Annotated in this window: 23 protein-coding genes and 3 riboswitches; of the genes, 7 read left to right on the top strand and 16 right to left on the bottom strand. The window is 66.6% G+C overall.

From position 1 onward, the window contains the following. Positions 1–18: 18 nt before the first annotated feature. The 4 genes from gcvH to gluQRS all read right to left on the bottom strand — a co-directional run bounded on the left by gcvH (position 19) and on the right by gluQRS (position 4,414). Positions 19–405: a glycine cleavage system protein GcvH gene (gene gcvH, locus IE100_RS09350; RefSeq protein ID WP_189373820.1), complete on the bottom strand. Its 387-nt coding sequence runs from the start codon at positions 403–405 to the stop codon at positions 19–21. Positions 406–480: 75 nt separating this feature from the next. Continuing rightward, complete coding sequence (gene gcvT / locus IE100_RS09345; protein ID WP_189373819.1) at positions 481–1,566, bottom strand: glycine cleavage system aminomethyltransferase GcvT; 1,086 nt, start codon at positions 1,564–1,566, stop codon at positions 481–483. A gap of 32 nt (positions 1,567–1,598) precedes the next feature. Further along, a riboswitch (glycine riboswitch) is annotated at positions 1,599–1,693 on the bottom strand. An 11-nt stretch (positions 1,694–1,704) separates the two neighbouring features. Beyond that, positions 1,705–1,806: riboswitch (glycine riboswitch) on the bottom strand. 121 nt (positions 1,807–1,927) lie between these two features. After that, positions 1,928–3,259: an amino acid permease gene (locus tag IE100_RS09340; RefSeq protein WP_189373818.1), complete on the bottom strand. Its 1,332-nt coding sequence runs from the start codon at positions 3,257–3,259 to the stop codon at positions 1,928–1,930. A gap of 246 nt (positions 3,260–3,505) precedes the next feature. Next, positions 3,506–4,414: a tRNA glutamyl-Q(34) synthetase GluQRS gene (gluQRS, locus tag IE100_RS09335; RefSeq protein WP_189373817.1), complete on the bottom strand. Its 909-nt coding sequence runs from the start codon at positions 4,412–4,414 to the stop codon at positions 3,506–3,508. Positions 4,415–4,509: 95 nt separating this feature from the next. On the opposite strand from gluQRS, the gene fdxA reads away from it, so the two are divergent. Together fdxA and miaA are read left to right on the top strand one after the other, a co-directional pair. Beyond that, positions 4,510–4,833 (top strand): ferredoxin FdxA, encoded by a 324-nt coding sequence (gene fdxA, locus IE100_RS09330; RefSeq protein WP_189373816.1) that lies wholly within the window; start codon positions 4,510–4,512, stop codon positions 4,831–4,833. 98 nt (positions 4,834–4,931) lie between these two features. Then, on the top strand, positions 4,932–5,888 hold the full coding sequence (gene miaA / locus IE100_RS09325) for a tRNA (adenosine(37)-N6)-dimethylallyltransferase MiaA (RefSeq protein WP_189373815.1): 957 nt from the start codon (positions 4,932–4,934) through the stop codon (positions 5,886–5,888). 16 nt (positions 5,889–5,904) lie between these two features. On the opposite strand, the gene IE100_RS09320 is transcribed toward miaA, so the two are convergent. Then, a complete protein-coding gene (locus IE100_RS09320; protein ID WP_189373814.1) occupies positions 5,905–6,468 on the bottom strand; it encodes a cysteine hydrolase family protein in 564 nt (187 codons plus the stop codon). 104 nt (positions 6,469–6,572) lie between these two features. Continuing rightward, positions 6,573–7,025 carry a D-aminoacyl-tRNA deacylase gene (gene dtd / locus IE100_RS09315; protein ID WP_189373813.1) on the bottom strand — a complete coding sequence of 151 codons (453 nt, stop codon included), beginning with the start codon at positions 7,023–7,025 and terminating at the stop codon, positions 6,573–6,575. A 68-nt stretch (positions 7,026–7,093) separates the two neighbouring features. Here dtd and yaaA point away from each other — a divergent pair, with 68 nt between their 5' ends. Both yaaA and IE100_RS09305 read left to right on the top strand, forming a co-directional pair. Beyond that, positions 7,094–7,873, top strand: a complete 780-nt coding sequence (gene yaaA, locus IE100_RS09310; RefSeq protein WP_189373812.1) for a peroxide stress protein YaaA — start codon at positions 7,094–7,096, stop codon at positions 7,871–7,873. A gap of 49 nt (positions 7,874–7,922) precedes the next feature. Then, positions 7,923–8,321, top strand: coding sequence for a GFA family protein (locus tag IE100_RS09305; protein WP_189373811.1), 399 nt, complete (start codon positions 7,923–7,925; stop codon positions 8,319–8,321). A 37-nt stretch (positions 8,322–8,358) separates the two neighbouring features. Here the strand turns inward: IE100_RS09305 and IE100_RS09300 are convergent, their stop codons facing one another. Further along, the gene (locus IE100_RS09300) at positions 8,359–9,354 is read right to left on the bottom strand and encodes a 2-hydroxyacid dehydrogenase (protein WP_189373810.1); all 996 of its coding nucleotides are present in this window, start codon (positions 9,352–9,354) and stop codon (positions 8,359–8,361) included. A 232-nt stretch (positions 9,355–9,586) separates the two neighbouring features. Between IE100_RS09300 and IE100_RS09295 the strand changes: the two genes are divergently transcribed. The 3 genes from IE100_RS09295 (at position 9,587) to IE100_RS09285 (ending at position 12,592) form a co-directional block, all read left to right on the top strand. Then, entirely contained in the window at positions 9,587–11,179 is a 1,593-nt protein-coding gene (locus tag IE100_RS09295; RefSeq protein ID WP_189373809.1) for a methyl-accepting chemotaxis protein, read from the top strand. Positions 11,180–11,317: 138 nt separating this feature from the next. Continuing rightward, positions 11,318–11,773: a large-conductance mechanosensitive channel protein MscL gene (gene mscL / locus IE100_RS09290; RefSeq protein WP_189373808.1), complete on the top strand. Its 456-nt coding sequence runs from the start codon at positions 11,318–11,320 to the stop codon at positions 11,771–11,773. Between the two features lie 66 nt (positions 11,774–11,839). After that, positions 11,840–12,029, top strand: a riboswitch (yybP-ykoY riboswitch). 5 nt (positions 12,030–12,034) lie between these two features. Next, positions 12,035–12,592 carry a TMEM165/GDT1 family protein gene (locus tag IE100_RS09285; RefSeq protein ID WP_189373807.1) on the top strand — a complete coding sequence of 186 codons (558 nt, stop codon included), beginning with the start codon at positions 12,035–12,037 and terminating at the stop codon, positions 12,590–12,592. A gap of 73 nt (positions 12,593–12,665) precedes the next feature. Here IE100_RS09285 and IE100_RS09280 read toward each other — a convergent pair whose 3' ends face one another. The 9 genes from IE100_RS09280 to IE100_RS09240 all read right to left on the bottom strand — a co-directional run bounded on the left by IE100_RS09280 (position 12,666) and on the right by IE100_RS09240 (position 19,940). Further along, entirely contained in the window at positions 12,666–12,842 is a 177-nt protein-coding gene (locus IE100_RS09280; RefSeq protein ID WP_229800313.1) for a zf-HC2 domain-containing protein, read from the bottom strand. Then, complete coding sequence (locus IE100_RS09275) at positions 12,839–13,399, bottom strand: sigma-70 family RNA polymerase sigma factor (protein WP_189373806.1); 561 nt, start codon at positions 13,397–13,399, stop codon at positions 12,839–12,841. The genes IE100_RS09280 and IE100_RS09275 overlap by 4 nt, the downstream gene beginning before the upstream one ends. Before the next feature lie 14 nt (positions 13,400–13,413). Continuing rightward, positions 13,414–14,784 carry a DNA repair protein RadA gene (gene radA / locus IE100_RS09270; RefSeq protein WP_189373805.1) on the bottom strand — a complete coding sequence of 457 codons (1,371 nt, stop codon included), beginning with the start codon at positions 14,782–14,784 and terminating at the stop codon, positions 13,414–13,416. Between the two features lie 75 nt (positions 14,785–14,859). Next, on the bottom strand, positions 14,860–15,462 hold the full coding sequence (locus IE100_RS09265) for a hypothetical protein (RefSeq protein ID WP_189373804.1): 603 nt from the start codon (positions 15,460–15,462) through the stop codon (positions 14,860–14,862). A 15-nt stretch (positions 15,463–15,477) separates the two neighbouring features. After that, entirely contained in the window at positions 15,478–16,227 is a 750-nt protein-coding gene (locus tag IE100_RS09260; protein WP_189373803.1) for an SDR family oxidoreductase, read from the bottom strand. Beyond that, the gene (hpnE, locus tag IE100_RS09255) at positions 16,211–17,503 is read right to left on the bottom strand and encodes a hydroxysqualene dehydroxylase HpnE (RefSeq protein WP_189373802.1); all 1,293 of its coding nucleotides are present in this window, start codon (positions 17,501–17,503) and stop codon (positions 16,211–16,213) included. Before hpnE ends, IE100_RS09260 begins: the two co-directional genes overlap by 17 nt. Next, positions 17,500–18,345 carry a presqualene diphosphate synthase HpnD gene (gene hpnD, locus IE100_RS09250; RefSeq protein WP_189373801.1) on the bottom strand — a complete coding sequence of 282 codons (846 nt, stop codon included), beginning with the start codon at positions 18,343–18,345 and terminating at the stop codon, positions 17,500–17,502. The genes hpnE and hpnD overlap by 4 nt, the downstream gene beginning before the upstream one ends. Continuing rightward, a complete protein-coding gene (gene hpnC, locus IE100_RS09245; RefSeq protein WP_189373800.1) occupies positions 18,342–19,181 on the bottom strand; it encodes a squalene synthase HpnC in 840 nt (279 codons plus the stop codon). The genes hpnD and hpnC overlap by 4 nt, the downstream gene beginning before the upstream one ends. A gap of 153 nt (positions 19,182–19,334) precedes the next feature. After that, on the bottom strand, positions 19,335–19,940 hold the full coding sequence (locus IE100_RS09240; protein WP_189373799.1) for a TetR/AcrR family transcriptional regulator: 606 nt from the start codon (positions 19,938–19,940) through the stop codon (positions 19,335–19,337). Positions 19,941–19,971 lie beyond the last annotated feature (31 nt).

Raw genomic sequence — 19,971 nt, 5'->3', positions numbered from 1 at the left:
GACAGCAGGGCCGTTCGATCAGGCGCCGATTTCGGCTGCGTAGGCAGCGGCGTCGAGCAGCTTGTCCAGATCCGCGGCGTTGGCCGGCTTGATCTTGAAGAACCAGCCCGCGGCGTACGGCTCGCTGTTGGCCAGCTCAGGGTTGGCTTCCAGCTCGGCGTTCACGGCCAGGACTTCGCCGGCGATCGGTGCGTACACGTCGGACGCAGCCTTCACCGATTCCACCACACCGGCCTGCTCGTCGGCGGCCAGGTCGGCACCAACGGCAGGCAGCTCGACGAATACGATGTCACCCAGCAGCTCTTGCGCATGCTCGGTGATGCCCACGGTCACGGAGCCGTCGGCTTCCAGGCGCAGCCACTCGTGGCTGGATACGTATTTCAGTTCGGCAGGAATGTTGCTCATGGTTTCTCTCCAGAAAAATGTGTCGTGATGGTGTCTCGGGACAAGCCCGCGCTCGCCCCGTCGTTATACACCAGCTTATTCAAAAACCTTCTTGCCGTTGCGCACGAACGGCATTTTCACCACACGCACCTCGGTCAGCGTGCCGCGCAGGTCGACCTGGGCGGTAGCGCCGGTGGACGCCGGGACGCGGGCGATGGCGATGGAGTGTTTCAGGGTCGGCGAGAAGGTGCCGCTGGTGATGATGCCTTCGGCACCGTCGACCACGACCTTCTGGCCTTCGCGCAGCACGCCGCGGCCTTCCAGCACCAGGCCGACCTGCTTCATCGGCACGCCGGCGGCTTTTTGCGCTTCCAGCGCCTTGCGGCCGATGAAGTCGCGCTCTTCCGGGTTCCAGGCGATGGTCCAGCCCATGCCGGCCTGCAGCGGCGACACGGTTTCGTCCATGTCGTGGCCGTACAGGTTCATGCCGGCTTCCAGGCGCAGGGTGTCGCGCGCACCCAAGCCGATCGGCGCCACGCCGGCGGCCTTCAGCTCGTTGAAGAAGGGGATGGCCTGGTCGGCCGGGATCATGATTTCCAGGCCGTCTTCACCGGTGTAGCCGGTGCGGGCGTAGAACCAGTCGCCGGACGGCAGACCCTGGAAGACTTTCAGTGCCTGGATGGATTCGGCCAGGGCTGGCTTGACGGAGCAGACCTTCTCGATGGCTTTCGGGCCTTGCACCGCCAGCATCGCCAGGTCGCGGCGCACCTGCAGCTGCACGTCGAAGCCGGCGGACTGCTTGTCCATCCACGCCAGGTCCTTGTCGGTGGTGCCGGCGTTGATCACCATGCGGTAGCCGGTGGCGGTCAGGTACACGATCAGGTCGTCGACCACGCCGCCGTCGTCGTTGAGCATGCCGGAGTACAGCGCCTTGCCTTCGAAGCCGAGCTTGGCCACGTCGTTGGCGATCAGCTTCTGCAGCCAGACCTTGGCGTCGCTGCCGCTGATGTCGACCACGGTCATGTGCGACACGTCGAACATGCCGGCGTCGCTACGCACGATCTCGTGCTCTTTCAGCTGCGAGCCGTAGTGGATCGGCATTTCCCAGCCGGCGAAATCAACCATCTTCGCGCCGGAAGCGACGTGGGCATCAAATAAAGGGGTACGTTTCGGGGCCGTCATTGCAAGTCCTTAGGAGTGAGATTTTCCCTGCCTCACACCCCTCTGTCCCTGCACCTGAGATTTTCCGGCATTGCGCCGTTAGCCCCTTCGGTGGGCGCTGTACGCGCCGCTCTCCAGATTCTGCGGGCCGCTGACGGCCCGATTCTTGCAGTCCTTTTGCCTGAGCGATTGCGGGTGCACTTGCGCCTTCGGCGGCGGCGTCCGGTTTGGCCCGGCGCGGCTCTCTCCTGCGGAATGGGCGCATTATCAGCGCAGCCATGGCGCTTGGCAAGTCGGCTTTTGCAACAGGATCAGGCACTTGGCGCAAAAAAGCTTGGCCGCAATGGCAGAAGGGCTTTGCGGCCAACCTTTTAGCGGCGTTTTATGCCTTCACGATATTTTCACGCAACTGCCACAAATACACCGGCAGCCCGGCCAAGAGCAGCAATACCCCCCACATCACCACCTCGGCACCGGAGCCGAAAATGGTCCACAGCGCGAACACGAAGCCGCCACCGGAGAACGCCAGCGGCGCCAGCCAGTCGCGGGGACGGAACTGGCGGTGGCGCTGCAGCATCACCGCCAGCAGCGCCATGGCGCAGAATGCGTACGGCAGCAAGGTGGTGGCGGTGGCGAGCAGGATCACGAATTCGAAGATCTGCACACCGCTGTCGCCGCCGGTGTACTTGCACGCCAGCAGGATGGTGACCAGCAGCGTGGACAGCAGCAGGCCGACGATGGGCACCCCGGCCGCGTTCTCGCGCTTGAAGAAGGCCGGAAACAGCTTGTCGCGCGCGGCGGCAGCCGGGATGTGGCCCTGCATCAGGCACCAGCCGTTGAGCGCACCGAAGCAGGAGATCACCGCGCCAAAGCCGACGGCGTAATATGCCCACTCGCCCCACAGGCTGCGCGCGGCATCGGCAAACGGTGCCGCCGATGCGGCCAACGTCGCCGCCGGCATCAGCCCCTGCAACGCGATGGTGCTGGCAATGTACAGCGCGGCGGCAATCAGTGTACCCAGCACCGTGGCGCGCGGAATAGTGCGTTCCGGCTGCTCGACATCACCGGCCGGCACCGACGCCGACTCCAGTCCGAGGAAGGCCCACAGCGTTAGCGCCATGGTGGCCGGAATCGCCTCGGCCAGCGGCTTGTGCTGCGGGTTGAATACGACGAAATCAGGATTAAGGTACAACAGGCCGGCGATGGTGACCCCGGCCAGTGGCAGCAGCTTGATCAGGGTAGTGACGATCGCCACCCGGCCGGAGCTTTGTGCGCCGCGGCTGTTGATCCAGGTCACCAGCCAGATCAGGCCGATGGCGGTGGCGCCGGCGGCAAGATTACTGTCGTTGAGCTGCGGGAAGAACACCCCCAGATAGCTGACGCCGGCCACGGTCAGCGCGGCATTGCCGGCCCACAGCGCGATCCAGTAGCCCCAGGCAATGAGGAAGCCGGCGAAATCGCCAAAGCCTTCATGGATATAGGCATAGGGGCCGCCGGCCTTGTGCGGCAGCAGCGAGGCCAGGCGCGCGAACACCAGCGCCAGACAGATCGCGCCCAGCGAGGTAATGCCCCAGCCGATCAGCGAGGCCGCGCCGTACTGCGCCAGCGACGCCGGCAGCAGGAACACGCCGGAGCCGATCATGTTGCCCACCACCAGCGCGGTGCACATCCAGATGCCAAGCTTGCCCTTGGCGGCTTGCGGAGCATGACTCATGCGACCCTCCCGGCGGAAGGTCGCTGCGGTAAACGGAGAAACGGACACGGCACGGCGGCCGTGCAAGAGATGAAAGCCTGCATGTGGTTCGAGGGTCCTGAATGGGCGGCGCGGCCGCTTTGCTCTGTCTGCGTGCCGCCGCCGGGCAGCGGCACCCCGGCAACCTGTTCCGGTTGCTCTGCCATGACAAACGGGCCTCGAAAGAGGCCCGTTTGGCGAAAGGGTGGCGATTGTATACCAAGTTCACTATGCAATGACGATAGGTCCCGGTGGCACCCGCGCCAGTTGCCAGTTATCCCGTGCCCACTGCCACAGCTCGGCCACGTCGCCCGCCTCCGTCGGCGGCGCATGCCCCAGCCGCGTCAGCGCCTGCCGCAGCTCGATGGCGGCGGCGCGGGCGTCGATCGCCGGCGCCAGCGTCTGTTTCGACAGCTTTTCGCCGGCGGCATTGACCATCAACGGCAGATGACAGTGCGTCACCGCCGGCCCGCCCAGCTTCTGCCGCAGCCACAGCTGGCGCGGCGTGGACACCAGCAGATCGGCGCCGCGCACGATGTCGGTCATGCCCTGCGCGATGTCGTCCACCACCACCGCCAGCTGGTAGGCCCAGAAACCATCGGCGCGCAGCAGCACGAAATCGCCGATCTCGCTTTGCAGGTGTTGGCCGTATTCGCCCTGCAGGCGGTCGTGAAACGCGGTCAGGCTGTCGTCGACCCGCAGCCGCCACGCCCGCGCGCTGCGCCCCGGCGCCACGCCGTGACGGCAGGTGCCGGGATAGACCATGCCGTCGGCACCGTGCTGGCCGGCGGCGGCGATTTCCTTGCGCGTGCAGGCGCAACCGTAGGCGTCGCCCTGTGCCACCAGCTGCGCCAACGCCGCGCGATACCGCTCGTGTCGGTCATGCTGGTACACCAGCTCGCCATCCCACTCGAAACCGAACGCCTGCAGCGTGCGCAGGATGGCGTCAGCAGCACCAGGCATCTCGCGCGGCGGATCGAGGTCTTCCATGCGCAGCCACCACTCGCCGCCATGGCGCTTGGCCTCCAGGTAGCTGCCAACCGCAGTGGTCAGCGAGCCGGCATGCAACAGGCCGGTGGGGCTGGGCGCAAAACGGCCACGATAGGGCAACACGGGAACGGGGGCAGTGACGGACATGGCGGGAGCAGCGAAAATAGGAAAATACGACTAAAATGTTGAGTAAATAACTCAACCATTACCCCGGACACCCACCATTCAAGGAGCGCGCCCAGATGACGCACGTTGTAACCGAAGCCTGTATCAAATGTAAATACACCGACTGCGTCGATGTCTGTCCGGTGGACTGCTTCCACGCCGGCCCCAATTTCCTGGTGATCGACCCCGACGAGTGCATCGACTGCACGCTGTGCGTGGCCGAGTGCCCGGCCGAGGCGATCTACGCCGAGGAAGACCTGCCGGCCGATCAGCAGGACTTCATCGCCATCAACGCCGAGCTGACGCCACTGTGGCCGGTGCTGTCCGCCAAGATCGACCCGCCCGCCGACCACGCCGACTGGCTGCCGGTGAAGGACAAGCGCCACCTGCTGGAGCGCTGAGCCGCCTCACAAGCACCGATCTGCCGCGGCGGCCAACGTTGGCCGCCGCCGGTCGCGCCATGCGACAATAACCGGCCATTCCGTTACCGCACACCACCATGTCTGATCATCCTGCTGCCATCCTGTTGATGGGCCCCACCGCCTCCGGCAAGACCGGCCTCGCCCTGGCGCTGGCCGAACGCTTTCCGGTCGAAATCATCAGCGTCGACTCCGCGCTGGTCTACCGTGACATGGATATCGGCAGCGCCAAGCCGACGGCGGCCGAGATGGCGCAATGCCCGCACCACCTGATCGACATCATCGACCCCACGGATGCCTACTCCGCGGCACAGTTCCATGCCGATGCCAACCGCCTGATCGCGGCCATCCACGCCCGCGGCAAGCTGCCGCTGCTGGTTGGCGGCACCATGCTCTACTTCAAGGCGCTGACCGACGGCCTGTCCGACCTGCCGCAGGCCGATCCGGCGCTGCGCCAGCAACTGGAGGCCGATGCCGCCCGCCTCGGCTGGCCGGCCATGCACGCCCACCTTGCCACCCTCGATGCGGTGACCGCCGCCCGCCTCGCCCCCAACGACTCGCAACGCATCCAGCGCGCGCTGGAAATCTGCCTGCTCAGCGGCGACACCATGTCGGCGCTGCTGGCACGCGGCCGCGACGACGCCGCGCGCGGCAACCTGCTGCGGCTGGCACTGAATCCGGACGAGCGTAGCTGGTTGCATCAGCGCATCGCGCAGCGTTTCCACATCATGCTGGAACAGGGTTTCCTCGACGAAGTCAGCCGCATCCGCGCACGTTGGCCGCAGCTGTCGCTGGAGCTGCCATCGATGCGCTGCGTCGGCTACCGCCAGGCGTGGGAATACCAGGACGGCCTGTACAGCCATGCCGAATTCGTCGAGCGCGGCATCGCCGCCACCCGCCAGCTGGCCAAGCGCCAGATCACCTGGCTGCGCAGCATGGCGCCGGACAACCTGAACCTGCCCGCCGACCACGGCGACATCCTGAGCCCGGCCTGCCGCGCCATCGAACACTGGCTGGCAGCGCAGCGGCACGCCTGAGCGGCGACGGCGGCCGCTACTCCGCCGCCAGCAAGGCCAGCGCCTGTCCGGTAGTCAGCACCCGCGCATACTCGCCATCCAGATTCGCCAATGCCATCGCGTGCACCTCGTCCGCACTGCGCGGCGTGCCATGGTAGTCGGCCTTGGCGAAGGCGAAGCAGGCATCGCTGACCACCAGCGTGTCGAAGCCGAGATTGCCGGCGCTGCGCGCGGTGGCTTCCACCGAGTTGTTGGTGCTGACACCGACCAGCAGCAGGCGGCGGATGCCGCGCACGTGCAGCCAGCGCTCCAGCGCACTGTGGGTGAAGGCATCGGGCACGTTCTTCTCGAATACCGTCTCGCTATCCAGCGGCTGGAATGCCGGCTGAAACTCGGCCCCGCTCTGGCCGGGCCAGAACAGCGAGCCCGGCGTGCGCGACATGTGGCGCACGTGGACAACCGTCTGCCCTGCCGCGCGCCACGCCGCCAGCAGGTGCGCGATATTGGCCTCCGCCTGCGGATTGTTGCGCGCCCCGGCCTGTGGCATGGCCATCGCCTGCTGCATGTCGATGATCAGCAGTGCCGGTAGTGGCTGTGTCATGCGGTATTCCCCTTGCTGTCAAAGCGTTGCGGCCAACCTTGGCCGCACGCTGTTGCCTTTAATCATTGTGTGACGCGCGCCGGTCGGGGTCGCCCCGCTCCCGCCTACTCCGGCGCCTTGCTGTCCAGCCAGATGGTCACCGGGCCGTCGTTGACCAGCGCCACCTGCATGTCGGCGCCGAACACCCCGGTCGGCACCGGTTTGCCCAGCGCCGCGCCCATCAGCTCGACGAATTCGTCGAACATCGGCGACGACTGTTCCGGCCGCGCCGCGCGACTGTAGCCGGGGCGGTTGCCCTTTTTGGTGGTGGCGAACAGGGTGAACTGGCTGACAGCCAGCACCTCGCCGCCGCAGTCGAGCAGCGAGCGGTTCATCACGCCGTCGTCGTCGTTGAAAATGCGCAGCTGGCTGATCTTCTTCACCAGCCACTCGCTGTCGGCGCGGCTGTCCGGCGCCTCGATGCCGACCAGCAGCAGCAAGCCCGCCCCGATCGCCCCCGTAACCTCGCCGTCGACGCTGACCGACGCCTCGCGCACCCTTTGTACCAATACTCGCATCATCCCTCCTGAAAAGCGTTTCGCCTCTGCGTTACAATCCCTGCCATTGCGCGCGACAAGGACCCGCTATGTTAATGGTTATTTCTCCGGCGAAAACGCTGGATTTCGACACCCCGCCGCGGACGGTGCCGTACACGCAGCCGGCTTTCCTCGATCACAGCATGGCGCTGATCCGCGTGCTGCGCGACAAGTCGCCGGCCGACATCGGCCAGCTGATGGGCATCAGCGACGCGCTGGCGCAGCTCAACGTCGGCCGCTACCACGACTGGCAGCCGGATTTCACACCCGACAATGCCAAGCAGGCGGTGCTGGCGTTCATGGGCGACGTGTACGAGGGGCTGGATGCGGCGTCGTTGAGCGCGGCCGAACACGACTACCTGCAGCAGCACCTGCGCATCCTGTCCGGGCTGTACGGCCTGCTGCGGCCGCTGGACCTGATGCAGCCGTACCGGCTGGAGATGGGCACCCGCCTTGCCAACCCGCGCGGCAAGAACCTGTACGAGTTCTGGGGCTCGATCATCACCGAAGCGCTGAATCGCGAGCTGGCGACGGAGGCGGCGCCGGTGCTGGTCAACCTCGCCTCCGACGAGTACTTCAAGTCGGTGAAGCCGAAGCAACTGCAGGCCCGCATCATCACCCCGGTGTTCCAGGACCTGAAGAACGGCCAGTACAAGATCATCAGCTTCTACGCCAAACGCGCGCGCGGGCTGATGGCACGCTGGGCGACGCAGCACCAAGTGTCGGACGCCGAGCAGCTGAAGGCGTTCGACAGCGAGGGCTACGCCTTCGTGCCGGAGCTGTCCGACGCCCAGACCTGGCTGTTCCGCCGCGATCCGGCGGCGCAGTAAACCCTACCGCATGCGGCCAACGTTGGCCGCAACACGAAAGGAACCCCCGATGCAAGGCAGCTGCCTGTGCGGCACCGTCCGCTATGAAATCGACCGGCTCGACGCGCCGATCACGCATTGCCACTGCCTGACCTGCCAGAAGGCGCATGCGGCGGCGTTTGCCAGCACCGCCGGCGTGCTGCGCCAGCACTTCCGCTGGCTGGCGGGGCAGCAGGTGCTGGGCAGCTACGAGTCGTCGCCCGGCAAGCTGCGCCACTTCTGTACCCGCTGCGGCAGCCAGCTGGTGGCGGAGCGCACCGCCCAGCCGCACGTCATCGTGCGCGTGGCGACGCTGGACGACGATCCCGGCGTCAGTCCGCAACAGCACATCTGGTGCAGTCACGACCGGCCGTGGCTGGCCAGCGACGGTCAGCCGCACTACGCGGCGTGGCAACCGGGCCGCGAATGAAGCTTGCGGCCAACGTTGGCCGCAGGCGCGGCCGGCGTCAGCCGTGCACCGCGTTGTCCAGCACCGCGCCGCGGGCGAAGGCCTGCACATTGCCCAGCGTAGTGCGGGCGATATTGTCCAGCGCCTCGCGGGTGAGAAAGCCCTGGTGCGAGGTGACCAGCACGTTGGGGAAGGTCAGCAGCCGCGCCAGCTGGTCGTCCTGCAGCCCGGCCTCGGACAGGTTTTCAAAGAACACGCCCTCCTCCATCTCGTAGACATCCAGCCCCACCCCGCCGAGACGGCCATCCTTCAGCGCCTCGATCAGCGCCGGGGTATCGATCAGGCCGCCGCGACTGGTGTTGATCAGCAGCGCGCCGCGTTTCATCTGCGCCAGGGTGTCGGCGTCGATCAGGTGCCGCGTCGCCGGCAGCAGCGGCAGGTGCAGGCTGACGACGTCGGATTCGGCCAGCAGCGTGGCGCGATCGACATAGCTGAAGCCGAGCTGCTTGGCCAGCAACCGGTCCTGTGCCACGTCGTGGGCCAGCACGCGCATGCCGAAGCCGCGGGCGATGCCGATCGCCGCCTCGCCGATGCGGCCGGTGCCGATCACGCCGAAGGTCTTGCCGTGCAGGTCGAAGCCGACCAGCCCGTCCAGCGAAAAGTCCATCTCGCGCACCCGCACGTAGGCCTTGTGGATGCGGCGGTTGACCGCCAGCAGCAGCGCGAACGCGTGCTCGGCCACCGCGTGCGGGGAATAGGCCGGCACCCGCACCACGCGGAGGCCGTGCCGGCTACAGGCCGCCAGGTCGACGCCGTTGAAACCGGCGCAGCGCAGCGCCACCAGCCGCGTGCCGCCGGCGGCCAGGCTGGCCACCACCGCCGCGTCCAGCCTGTCGTTCACGAACGGGCATACCACCTCGAAGCCGGCGGCCAGCGCCACGGTGTCGCCGTTGAGGCGCGGCTCGAAAAAGCTCAGCGCAAAACCGTAATCATGATTTGCCAGGGTCAGCGCCTGACGATCGTATTGCTTGCTATCGAAAACGGCGATTTTCATGTGCGGTCTCTCCGTGCTGTATCGGATTCGATACAAATCCGCCGTGCCGAACGGCGATATTCATTAAAAACAGCTGCAACAAACCGAATGATTTTAAACAGGAAAATCGGAGTCGCGCGACCTTGATCCAGATCAAGCGGATAAATGGCGCGCCCCATGACGTGGTTATAACATGCGTGCCTTGCAGCGTTATCCACCTCCACGATTGCCTAGCCGTCTCAGTGTCCCGATCATGAAAAAGAACCTGCCAGTCCATGATATTGAAGTGCCGTTCACCAGCGGCCTCATTGTTACCCAAACCGACCTCAAGGGCAGCATTACCTACGCCAACGACAGCTTCGTCGAGCTGTCCGGCTTCAGCCGCGAGGAGTTGCTCGGCCAGAACCATAACATCGTGCGCCATCCGGACATGCCACCGGTACTGTTCGAGGATCTGTGGCAGACGGTGAAGCGCGGCGACTGCTGGCGCGGCCTGGTCAAGAACCGCTGCAAGAACGGCCACTACTACTGGGTCGACGCCTTCGTGGTGCCGGTGAAGGAACGCGGCACCATCCGCGGCTACATGTCGGTGCGCAGCCCGGCACGGCCGGAGGCGGTGCGCGAGGCGAAACTGCTGTACCCACAGCTGATGCAGGGCAAGCCGCTGCCCAGGGCCAAAACGCCCGGCCGCACGCTGGCCTGGTTCCGCCGCGCCCATGTGGTGCTGAACACGGCGCTGCTGCTCGGCGCCGGCGTGCTGACCGGCGGCGTCGCCGGCGGCGCGATCATCGGCGTCGGCGCGCTGTCGACGCTGGGCTGGCTACTGGCAGAAAAACACCGCCGCGAACACCAGCAGCACCTGCTGGACAGCTGCATGAACATCTCCGAAGGCCGCCTCACCAACGAGCTGGCCATCAACCGCGCCGGCGAACAGGGCAAGCTGGAAGCCGCGCTCGCCTACATGCAGGTGCACCTCAAGGTGATGCTGGACGAGCTGCAGATGACCGCGCGCGCGCAGGCCGAAGAAACCATGCACATGCAGCAGCGCATCGCCGAGCTGTTCAACCGCATGGCCGCCGGCAACGAAAGCGTCAGCCAGATCAGCAGCGCGGTGGAGGAGCTGTCCGCCTCCATCGAGCAGGTGGCCAGCCACGCCGAGGAAACCGCCCGCCTCAGCATCGACACCAGCAGCAGCGTGGCGCAGAGCAGTGCCGACATGAACACCTCGCAGCAGCGCACGCTGGCGGCCAGCCAGTCGGTGGAACAGGCGCAGCACATCATCACCGATCTCGCCAGCGCCATCGACAGCATCACCCAGGTGACGCAGACCATCCACGACATCGCCGACCAGACCAACCTGCTGGCGCTGAATGCGGCGATCGAGGCGGCGCGCGCCGGCGAATCCGGCCGCGGCTTCGCCGTGGTCGCCGACGAGGTGCGCAAGCTGGCGGAACGCACCAGCCTCAGCACCGACCAGATCAAGCAGCTGATCCACAATGTGCGCCAGGCCGCCAACAGCACGGTCAGCGCCATCGCCACCATCACCGAGCAGACCCGCGCCGGTGCCGAGGCGCAGCTGCGTACCACCGCCAAGCTGCAGGGGGTGCAGGACAGCTCGCACAGCGTCAACCAGATGATGCAGGCCATCGCCGGCACCAACGCGCAGCAGTCCGCCGCCGCCGCCCACCTCGCCGAACGCATGGCCCACATCGCCGAGCAGTTTGCCGAGTCGCACCAGCACATCCGCTCCGCCAATCACGGCATCGAGAAGCTGGCCGACCAGGCGGCGCGGGTGTCGGCGCTGGCCGCTCACTTCGAGGTGGAGGCGGACGCCCAGCCTGCCTGAGCCAGGCCCCGGCTTGCACACCCGCTCCCGCGACGGCGGCAGCGGGTGTTTTTGCGTGCAAAAAGCCGTTGCCCTTGCCTTTGCCACTGTCGGATACTAGCTTGTCATTGATATCCGACATCAAACGAAGGGAAAAACATGTCCGTACTGAAAGAATTTCGCGAATTTGCCATGCGTGGCAACGTCATCGATCTGGCCGTTGGCGTCGTCATCGGCGGTGCTTTTGGTACCATCGTCAAGTCGCTGGTTGACGACGTCATCATGCCGCCGATCGGCCTGCTGATCGGCAACGTCGACTTTGCCAACCTGTTCTTCGTGCTGAAGGAAGGCGCCAAGGCGGCGCCGTACGCCTCGGTGGCGGCGGCGAAGGAAGCCGGCGCGGTGACGCTGAACATCGGCCTGTTCATCAACGCGCTGGTCAGCTTCACCATCATCGCCTTTGCCATCTTCATGCTGATCAAGACGCTGAACAAGCTGCAACGCCCGGCACCGGCCGCACCGGCAGAAGTCACCACCAAGGAGTGCGGCTACTGCCTGTCCAGCATTCCGCTGAAGGCGACGCGCTGCCCGCACTGCACCTCGCAGCTGAACTGATCCGGCCCAGGGTTGGCCGCAACGCTTGCGGCCAACCTTGAAGCTCGCACCGCCATCGCGTACAATCCGCCCGTCCTGAGGGAGTAGCCGCTCTGCATTACTGACAGAGGCTTGCGTCAACACACTTGGTTCGCCGGGCAATCCGGCCGCACCATGGCGCAAACAGCCGCAAGGCCTGGCAAGACTCATGATTTTCCGGTGCGTAGCGGGGGCTGCGGCAGCGGAGAATCATGTTGTCCGCGCAGCCCCCCGGATCATTTCATGGAAGCCTTCCTGCTCTCTACCGGCATCGTCGCCCTGGCCGAAATCGGCGACAAGACCCAGCTGCTCGCGCTGCTGCTCGCCGCCCGTTTCAAGAAACCGCTGCCCATCATCGCCGGCATTTTCGTGGCCACCGTGCTCAACCATTTTGCCGCGGCCTGGATAGGCCAGATCGCGTCGGCCTACATCACCGACAACATCCTGCGCTGGGTGCTGGGCATCTCCTTCATCGCCATGGCGTTGTGGATGCTGATTCCGGACAAGCTGGACGACGACATGCCGCTGCTGGACCGCGTCGGCGTGTTCGGCGCCACCGTGATCGCCTTCTTCATGGCCGAGATGGGCGACAAGACGCAGATCGCCACCGTGGCGCTGTCGGCACGCTTCGACGCGCTGCCGGCGGTGGTGATGGGCACCACGCTGGGCATGATGATCGCCAACGTGCCGGCGGTGCTGCTGGGCGAAGTGGCGGCGCGCAAGCTGCCGGTCGCCACCGTGCACCGCATCGCCGCCTGTATCTTCGCGGTGCTGGGGGTGGTCACCCTGGTCGGCTTCTAAGCCGTCATGTAAGCCGTCATGCCGTCATGAGAAAAGCCGGATCGCGATGTGATCCGGCTTTTTTGTGTCCGCGTCAGCGCTGGCGTCCCTCGCGGATGCCGGCACGCAGCGTTGCCATCTGCTGCCGGAAATGGCGGCAGTTGCGGCACAGCAGCAGGTGGAAGCGGAGGCTGAGCTGCTCATGGCGGCTGAGCTTGCGATCCATGGCGTCGGATATCAGCCGGCTGGCCTCGCGGCAACTGAGCATCATGCGCTTTCCCCCTGCAGCCAGCGCAGCTGCAAACATTCGCGCAGGCTCATCCGTGCGCGATAGAGCATCACCGAACAGTTGGTCGCGCTGATCTCCAGATTCTGACAGATCTCGCCGATGTCCATGTCCAGCACCTCGCGCATGGCGAACACCAGCGCGGTGCGCCGCGGCATCGCCTCGGCACAGCGCGCGTACACCTGCCAGAACTCTCTGGCCAGCAGCGACTGCTCCGGCGCACCCCAGGCGCTGACCCTTTCCTGCCAGTGGCCGCTGGCGCTGAACAGGCCGTCCAGGTCGCTGTCGTCCAGGTCCTCGGACAGGTCGGTGGCCAGCTCGCGGTGCTGCTTGCGCACGATGTCGATCAGCTTGAAGCGCAGGATGGACGTCAGCCAGGTGCGCAGGCTGGCCTTGCCGGCAAAACGCTCGCGCGCCTCCAGCGCCGCCAGCAGCGCGTCCTGTACCGCGTCCTCGGCCGCGGCCGCATCGCGCAATTGCGCCAGCGCAAAGCGCAGCAGGTAGGGCCGTTCGGCCTCGATCTGTTCAACACTGGGCGGCATGGTGGCTCCCGCGGTCAGCGACGGGCACAGTATTCCACGGCTTCGGACAAGCGCTCCACCCCGATCACCTCCAGCCCGTCGATGGCCTGGCGCGGCTTGTTGGCCGCCGGCACGATGGCGCGCTCGAAACCGAGCTTGGCCGCCTCTTTCAGTCGCTCCTGGCCGCGCGTCACCGGTCGCACTTCGCCGGACAGGCCGACCTCGCCGAACACCACCAGCTTCTCCGGCAGCGACTTGTTGCGCAGCGAGGACACCATCGCCAGGATCACCGCGAGGTCGGCGGCCGGCTCGTTGATCTTCACGCCGCCCACCGCATTCAGGAACACGTCCTGGTCGAAGCAGGCGATGCCGGCGTGGCGGTTGAGCACCGCCATCAGCATCGCCAGCCGGTTCTGCTCCAGGCCGACGGTCAGGCGCTTGGGCTGGAAGCCGTGGGCGTCGTCGACCAGCGCCTGGACCTCCACCAGCAACGGGCGGCTGCCCTCCTGCGTCACCAGCACGCAGGAGCCGGACACGTCGTCGCGGTAGCTGGACAGGAAGATCGCCGACGGGTTGGACACGCCCTTCAGGCCGCGGTCGGTCATCGCGAACACGCCCAGCTCGTTGGCCGCGCCGAAACGGTTCTTGATGGCGCGGATCATGCGGTAGCTGGAGTGGCTGTCGCCCTCGAAATAGAGCACGGTATCGACGATGTGCTCCAGCACGCGCGGGCCAGCCAGCGAGCCTTCCTTGGTGACATGGCCGACCAGGATGATGGTGATGCCGCTCTGCTTCGCCATCCGCGTCAGCTGCGCCGCACACTCGCGCACCTGCGACACCGAGCCCGGCGCCGACGTCACCTGGTCGGAATAAAGCGTCTGGATCGAGTCGATCACCGCCACTTCCGGCATCTCGGTCTGCAACGTGGCAAGGATGGATTCGAGACGGATTTCCGACAGCAGCCGCACCCGCGCCGCGTCCACCGCCAGCCGCGAGGCGCGCAGCGCGATCTGTTGCGGCGACTCCTCGCCGGACACGTACAGCACCTTGCGCGTCGAGCCGATGGCGGACAGCGCCTGCAGCAGCAGCGTGGACTTGCCGATGCCGGGGTCGCCGCCCAGCAGCACCACTGCGCCCTTGACGATGCCGCCACCGAGCACGCGGTCCAGCTCCTCGATGCCGGACGGCTCGCGCGGCACTTCCGCCGCCTGCACCTGCGACAGCTGCTGCACCGGCTGCGTCTGCGCCGTCCAGCTCTGGTAGCGAGCGTTGGCCGCCGGGGCCGGTGCGGCCACGGTCTCGGTCAGCGTGTTCCATTCGCCGCAGTGCGGACACTGGCCCTGCCACTTGGGCGAGCTGCCGCCGCATTGCGTGCACTGATAGAGGGTCTTGTTGAATTTGGCCATAAGGGTCTTCAGAAAATGACAAAACCCGTTAGTGCCGGCACTAGCGGGTTGCAACAGGGAGCGCGGGGCGCGTGATTATTTCTTGACCATGGCGGCCGGCTTGCCGAAGGAATCCTCCTGCCCCACGGCCGCCGGTGGCGCGCTCTGCTCGTTGATCAGGCTGAGCAGACGCTGCTCCGCAGGCGACGGGCCGCTGTCTTTGGGCTTGATGTCGTCCCGGCCATTCTTGCGGATGGCGGACAGAACGGCCTCGACCTGCGGGTCGTTGCGCGCCAGTTCGTCGGCTTCGGCACTGGTCAGCGAATGCGGCTTCGCCAGCGGGGCGAGCGAGGCTAGGGCTGGCTCATTTTTTTTTTGAGCCGCGTGTTCCGCCGCTTTTGCACTGCTGCTGTCGACCGCGGCCAGCGGTGCGGACAAGTCCGGCGCAGGCTCCGGCGGCGGATCCATGGTCTCCAGCTTGTTCTTGGCCATGTATTCGTGCATCTCGCGCCAGCCGGCGTAGATCTGCGCCTTGTCCGCGTCCGGATTGCGGGTGTAGCACGCCTCCAGCGAACGGCCGGTCTGGCGGCAGGCGGCGCCGATGGCCTTGTTGGCCTCGGCGGCCAGGCCGCTGACATTCATCACCCAGTTACAGCCGCTCAGCAGCGCCAACGCTGGTAATAACAGATAGGCACGCATACTTGTCCTTGTGGTTTACGACGGACGCAGATCCAGCTCGATGATCTCGCCGCTGCGCCCGGCACTGGCCTGTCCCAGCCAGTACAGCATGTGCGGCATCAGCGCCGCCAGTTCGCCGCGCTCGCTCTTGGCTTCGCCCGGATGGGTACGGGTGCGCTGCGGCGAGTTGACCGGCCCCGGTACCAGCAGGTTGACGCGCAGCTGCGGCCACACGTCCCACTCGTTGGCGGCGACCTTGACCAGATAACCCAGGCCGGCCTTGGAGGCGCCGAAAGCTCCCCAGAACGGCCCCGGATGCTGGCCGTGGGTCTCGCCGACGAACACCACGCTGGCGTCGGCCGCCTGCTTCAAGAGCGGCAGGCAGGCGCGGGTCAGCGCGAACGGCGCCACGGTGTTGATGCGGTACTGGTTCATCCACTCGTCGATGCGCTGGTCCACCAGCGGCGACAGCGCATAGAAGTGCGCGGCGCAGTGCACGATGCCGTCCAGCCGCCCCACCGCCTGCTTGATCTGGAACGCCAGGGTATTGAATTCGTCGTCGCTGGCCTTGAGCAGGTCCAGCGGAATCGCCAGCGGCTCCGGCAGGCCGGCCGCCACGATCTCGTCGTACACCTTTTCCAGACCCTTCACGCTGCGCGCCAGCAGCACCACGGTGGCGCCATGGCCCGCGGCGGCCAGCGCCGTCTCGCGGCCGATGCCTTGCGTGGCGCCGGTCACCAGCAGCACGCGGCCGGCGAGATAGTCTTTGTCAAACGTTTGCATCATGTTCTTTTTTCCAGTCCTGCATGAGGGCATGGGCGCTGGCGATGCCGCTGCGGACGGCGCCTTCGAGCGTCGCCGGATAGTCGGCACACAACCAGTCACCCGCGAGATAGCCGGATTTTACGCCAAGTCGCGGCGCCGGGCGCGCGAGGCCAACGTTGGCCGCAAAGGTCGCGCGTTGTTCGGTGATCTGCCAGCTGGCCGCCAAGGGCGGCAAGTTCGGCACGTGCTGCTGCAATTCGGCCAGCACCCGCGCCGTCAGCGCCGCGCGCGACAGCGTGTCGTGCTCGCCGGCGGCGCTGATCACCACCGACACCAGCCCGGCCTCGCCGGTCAGCGCCTCGCGGTCGAACCACCACTGGCCGAGGCCGCGCTGCAAGCCGGTCATCGCCTGCGGCAGGCGCACCCTGCCCTCGAAACGCAGGTATAGGGTCGTTATCGGCTGGTATTGCCACGCCTTGAGCAAGTCGCCCAGCTTTTCGTCGGCAGCGAGGCTGGCGGCGTGATACGGCGCGGTGGCTATCAGCACCGCATCGAAGGCCTCGCCGTCCACCAGCGGCCGCTTTGCCTGCCAGTCGATGTGCCGCACCCGCTGCCCGAGGCGCAGCTGCGCACCGGCACCGGCCAGCCACTGCAGCGCCGGCTCGGCGAACAGCGCGCCCAGGTCGGTGCGCGGCAGCAGCAGGCGGCTGGCGTTGGCTTGCGCGGCGCCCAGGCTGTCGCGCAGCACATTGGCCAGCAACTGCATCGAGGCCTGCGCCGGCGGCGTATTCAGCGTCGCCAGGATCAGCGGCGTCCAGAAGCCGTCCAGCACGGCGCCGGACTGGCCGCGCTGGCGCAGCCAGTCCAGCGCCGCGACATCCTGCCCGATCCGCCAGCGCCGCACCCTGAGCTGGGTCAACACTCGCGCCAGTGCCAGCTTGTCGCGCCAGCCCAGGCCGCGCGCCGTCATCAGCCCGGCCAGCATATGCCAGGGCGCCGGCAGCGCCGGGCACTGCAGCTGCACGCCGTCCACCTGGTGCCAGCACAGCGGCGCCGATGCCAGCGCCCGCGCCGGATCGACGCCCACCTGCCGCATCAGGCGCAGCGATTCGCGATAGGCGCCGATCAGGATGTGCTGGCCGTTGTCCAGCGCCATGCCGTCCAGCATGACCCGGCGGGCACGGCCGCCGGCCACCTTGCCAGCCTCGAACAGCACAAGGTTGGCCGCAGGCGCCAGCGTGATGGCGGCGGCGAGGCCGGCCCAGCCGGCGCCGATGACGGCGACGCGCGGTGTCACGGCTTGTAGCCGAAGGTCCAGGTTTTCCACGCCAGCCAGATCTTGCGCCCCGGCGACAGCGACAGCCGCTGATTGAGCACCTTGCCCGGGCCGTCCAGCGCGATCTCGTCCAGCGTGGCGCGGTAGATCGCCGCCATCACCAGGCCGATGCGCTGCGCCTTGCGGTCGGCCGCCGGCAGCAAGTCCCACGCCCGGCGGTAGTGCTCGCGCGCGCGCTCGATCTGGAAGCGCATCAGCGCCTCGAACTGCGGCGATTCACGGTAGGCCAGCACCTCGGACGCCGGCACGCCGAAGCGCTGCAGGTCTTCCACCGGCAGGTACAGGCGGCCGCGGCGCGCGTCCTCGCCCACGTCGCGGATGATGTTGGTGAGCTGGAACGCGAGCCCCAGCTCGTGCGCATACTTCAGCGTGGCGCGGTCGGTATAGCCGAAAATCTGCGCCGACAGCTGGCCGACCACGCCGGCGACGCGGTGGCAGTACAGCTGCAGGTCGGCAAAACGGTTGTAGCGCGGCACGTCGAGGTCCATCTGCATGCCGTCGATGATCTCCGCCAGCCAAGCCTGCGGCAGCTCGAAGCGCGCCACGTGCGGCTTAAGCGCCAGCATCACCGGATGGCTGGGCGTGCCGTGGTACAGCGCCGCCAGCTCGCTGCGCCACCAGGCCAGCGTGGTACGCGCCACGTTGTCGTCGTGGATCTCGTCGACCACGTCGTCCACCTCGCGGCAGAACGCGTACAGCGCCACCATCGCGTCACGCTGCGCCGGCGGCAGGTAGCGGAAGCTGGCGTAAAAGCTGGAGCCGCTCTTGGCGGCCTTGTCTTCACAGTATTGCTGCGGGGTCACGCCCGTCTCCTCTTGTTTTTGCCGGAACGCGCGCTCAGCGCCTTCCAGATGATCGCCAGCCAGTCGCGGCCGGTCAGCACCGGCCGCTGCGTGAATACGTCACCGCGCGCGTCGTGTATCTTTTTCAGGATGCGCTCGCCGCCGAGCACGATCAGGCGCAGCTCCCAGCCCAGCCGCCCCTTCAGCTTCAGCGCCAGCGGCGAGCCGGCCTCCAGCATGGCGAGCGCGCGCTTCACTTCCTTGTCCATCAGCATCGGCCACACCCCGCCGGCGTCGCCACGCGCGATCTGATCTTCGCTGACGCGGAATTTCGCCAGATCGTCCTGCGGGATGTAGACGCGGCCCTTCTGCCAGTCCACGGCCACGTCCTGCCAGAAGTTGATCAGCTGCAGCGCGGTGCAGATGCCGTCCGACATCGCCAGGCTGCGCGGATCACGCTCGCCGTACAGCGCCAGCATCAGGCGCCCGACCGGGTTGGCCGAGCGACGGCAGTAGTCGACCAGCTCGGCAAAATCCTGATAGCGGGTCTTCTCCACGTCCTGGCTGAACGCGGACAGCAAGTCGTAGAACGGCGCCAGCGGCAATTGATAGGCGGCGATCACCCGCGCCAGATCCTGCATCAGCGGCAGCTGCGGCGCGGTGCCGGCCTCGATGCGCGCCAGCTCGTCGCGCAGCGCCTGCAATGCGGCCAACCTTTGCGCCGGCTGGGCGTCGCCCTCGTCGGCAATATCGTCGGCATGACGGGCAAAGTGATAGATCACGTGCACCGCGCGGCGCATGCGCCGCGGCAGCAGGAGGGAACCGACCGGGAAATTCTCGTAATGACCAACCGACATCGCCTGCGCACCGCCCGTCAACAAAAGCGGCATTATAAAGCAAGCCGGCGGCGGGCTTGCTTTGATTGCGCGGCGGCCGCGCGCCGGCGCTGGCGCCCCACAAAGCCTGCGCTGGCGTGCCATCCCGCCGGTTGCAGGCCGGACGCATCCGCGTCACGCAGCCGGCGCATAGCCCCGCAAAAACACCGATACCGCATCCCGGACGGATTGCAAAACCTGTTCTGCCGTGGGTGGCTCACTGGCGGCGCCAAGCAGGTGCTGCTGGTATTCCGACTCCAGCATGCCCAGCAGATGGGCGGCTGCGGTGTCGGGCCTGGCCTGGCGCAGCCGGCCGGCGTCCATTTCTGTCGCCAGGAAAGCCGCCAGTTTTGCGATCTCCTGGGCCAGCCCCTTGTCGAACAGCATGGCCCCGATGCCCGAACGCCGCCCCTCCGTCATGATGATGCCGCGCAAGGTGATCAGGTCGGGCTGCAGCATATTGGCAAGAAAGTGCTCGCCGAAATTCAGCAGGGTCTGCCCCAAGTCCTTGCCCGGCTCCAGGCGCTCGAAGGAAGCCGCCAGCAGCTCGGTCGCCACTTTTTTCATCACCTGCAGGAAGAGGTCTTCCTTCGACGGGAAATACCCATAAAGCGTGGGCTTGGTCACGCCCACCTGCGCAGCGATTTGCGCCATCGACGTGGCATCGAAGCCCTGCTCCAGAAACACCTTGGCCGCCCCGGCAACAATGGCCTGGCGCCTGTCTTCCGTTTTTACACGCATGCCGCCTCAACTATTCCGCCCGGTGTTCATC

Origin of the sequence: Vogesella alkaliphila, from assembly GCF_014652475.1 — a bacterium.
GTDB classification, from domain to species: domain Bacteria; phylum Pseudomonadota; class Gammaproteobacteria; order Burkholderiales; family Chromobacteriaceae; genus Vogesella; species Vogesella alkaliphila.
Note: the sequence above shows the minus strand (reverse complement) of the source record. Positions and strands in the feature narration are given on the sequence as shown.

Excerpts from the sequence above, each read along its gene's own strand:
- gcvH (WP_189373820.1), bottom strand. The coding sequence starts at position 405 with ATGAGCAACATTCCTGCCGAACTGAAATACGTATCCAGCCACGAGTGG.
- gcvT (WP_189373819.1), bottom strand. The coding sequence starts at position 1,566 with ATGACGGCCCCGAAACGTACCCCTTTATTTGATGCCCACGTCGCTTCC.
- IE100_RS09340 (WP_189373818.1), bottom strand. The coding sequence starts at position 3,259 with ATGAGTCATGCTCCGCAAGCCGCCAAGGGCAAGCTTGGCATCTGGATG.
- gluQRS (WP_189373817.1), bottom strand. The coding sequence starts at position 4,414 with ATGTCCGTCACTGCCCCCGTTCCCGTGTTGCCCTATCGTGGCCGTTTT.
- fdxA (WP_189373816.1), top strand. The coding sequence starts at position 4,510 with ATGACGCACGTTGTAACCGAAGCCTGTATCAAATGTAAATACACCGAC.
- miaA (WP_189373815.1), top strand. The coding sequence starts at position 4,932 with ATGTCTGATCATCCTGCTGCCATCCTGTTGATGGGCCCCACCGCCTCC.
- IE100_RS09320 (WP_189373814.1), bottom strand. The coding sequence starts at position 6,468 with ATGACACAGCCACTACCGGCACTGCTGATCATCGACATGCAGCAGGCG.
- dtd (WP_189373813.1), bottom strand. The coding sequence starts at position 7,025 with ATGCGAGTATTGGTACAAAGGGTGCGCGAGGCGTCGGTCAGCGTCGAC.
- yaaA (WP_189373812.1), top strand. The coding sequence starts at position 7,094 with ATGTTAATGGTTATTTCTCCGGCGAAAACGCTGGATTTCGACACCCCG.
- IE100_RS09305 (WP_189373811.1), top strand. The coding sequence starts at position 7,923 with ATGCAAGGCAGCTGCCTGTGCGGCACCGTCCGCTATGAAATCGACCGG.
- IE100_RS09300 (WP_189373810.1), bottom strand. The coding sequence starts at position 9,354 with ATGAAAATCGCCGTTTTCGATAGCAAGCAATACGATCGTCAGGCGCTG.
- IE100_RS09295 (WP_189373809.1), top strand. The coding sequence starts at position 9,587 with ATGAAAAAGAACCTGCCAGTCCATGATATTGAAGTGCCGTTCACCAGC.
- mscL (WP_189373808.1), top strand. The coding sequence starts at position 11,318 with ATGTCCGTACTGAAAGAATTTCGCGAATTTGCCATGCGTGGCAACGTC.
- IE100_RS09285 (WP_189373807.1), top strand. The coding sequence starts at position 12,035 with ATGGAAGCCTTCCTGCTCTCTACCGGCATCGTCGCCCTGGCCGAAATC.
- IE100_RS09280 (WP_229800313.1), bottom strand. The coding sequence starts at position 12,842 with ATGATGCTCAGTTGCCGCGAGGCCAGCCGGCTGATATCCGACGCCATG.
- IE100_RS09275 (WP_189373806.1), bottom strand. The coding sequence starts at position 13,399 with ATGCCGCCCAGTGTTGAACAGATCGAGGCCGAACGGCCCTACCTGCTG.
- radA (WP_189373805.1), bottom strand. The coding sequence starts at position 14,784 with ATGGCCAAATTCAACAAGACCCTCTATCAGTGCACGCAATGCGGCGGC.
- IE100_RS09265 (WP_189373804.1), bottom strand. The coding sequence starts at position 15,462 with ATGCGTGCCTATCTGTTATTACCAGCGTTGGCGCTGCTGAGCGGCTGT.
- IE100_RS09260 (WP_189373803.1), bottom strand. The coding sequence starts at position 16,227 with ATGATGCAAACGTTTGACAAAGACTATCTCGCCGGCCGCGTGCTGCTG.
- hpnC (WP_189373800.1), bottom strand. The coding sequence starts at position 19,181 with ATGTCGGTTGGTCATTACGAGAATTTCCCGGTCGGTTCCCTCCTGCTG.
- IE100_RS09240 (WP_189373799.1), bottom strand. The coding sequence starts at position 19,940 with ATGCGTGTAAAAACGGAAGACAGGCGCCAGGCCATTGTTGCCGGGGCG.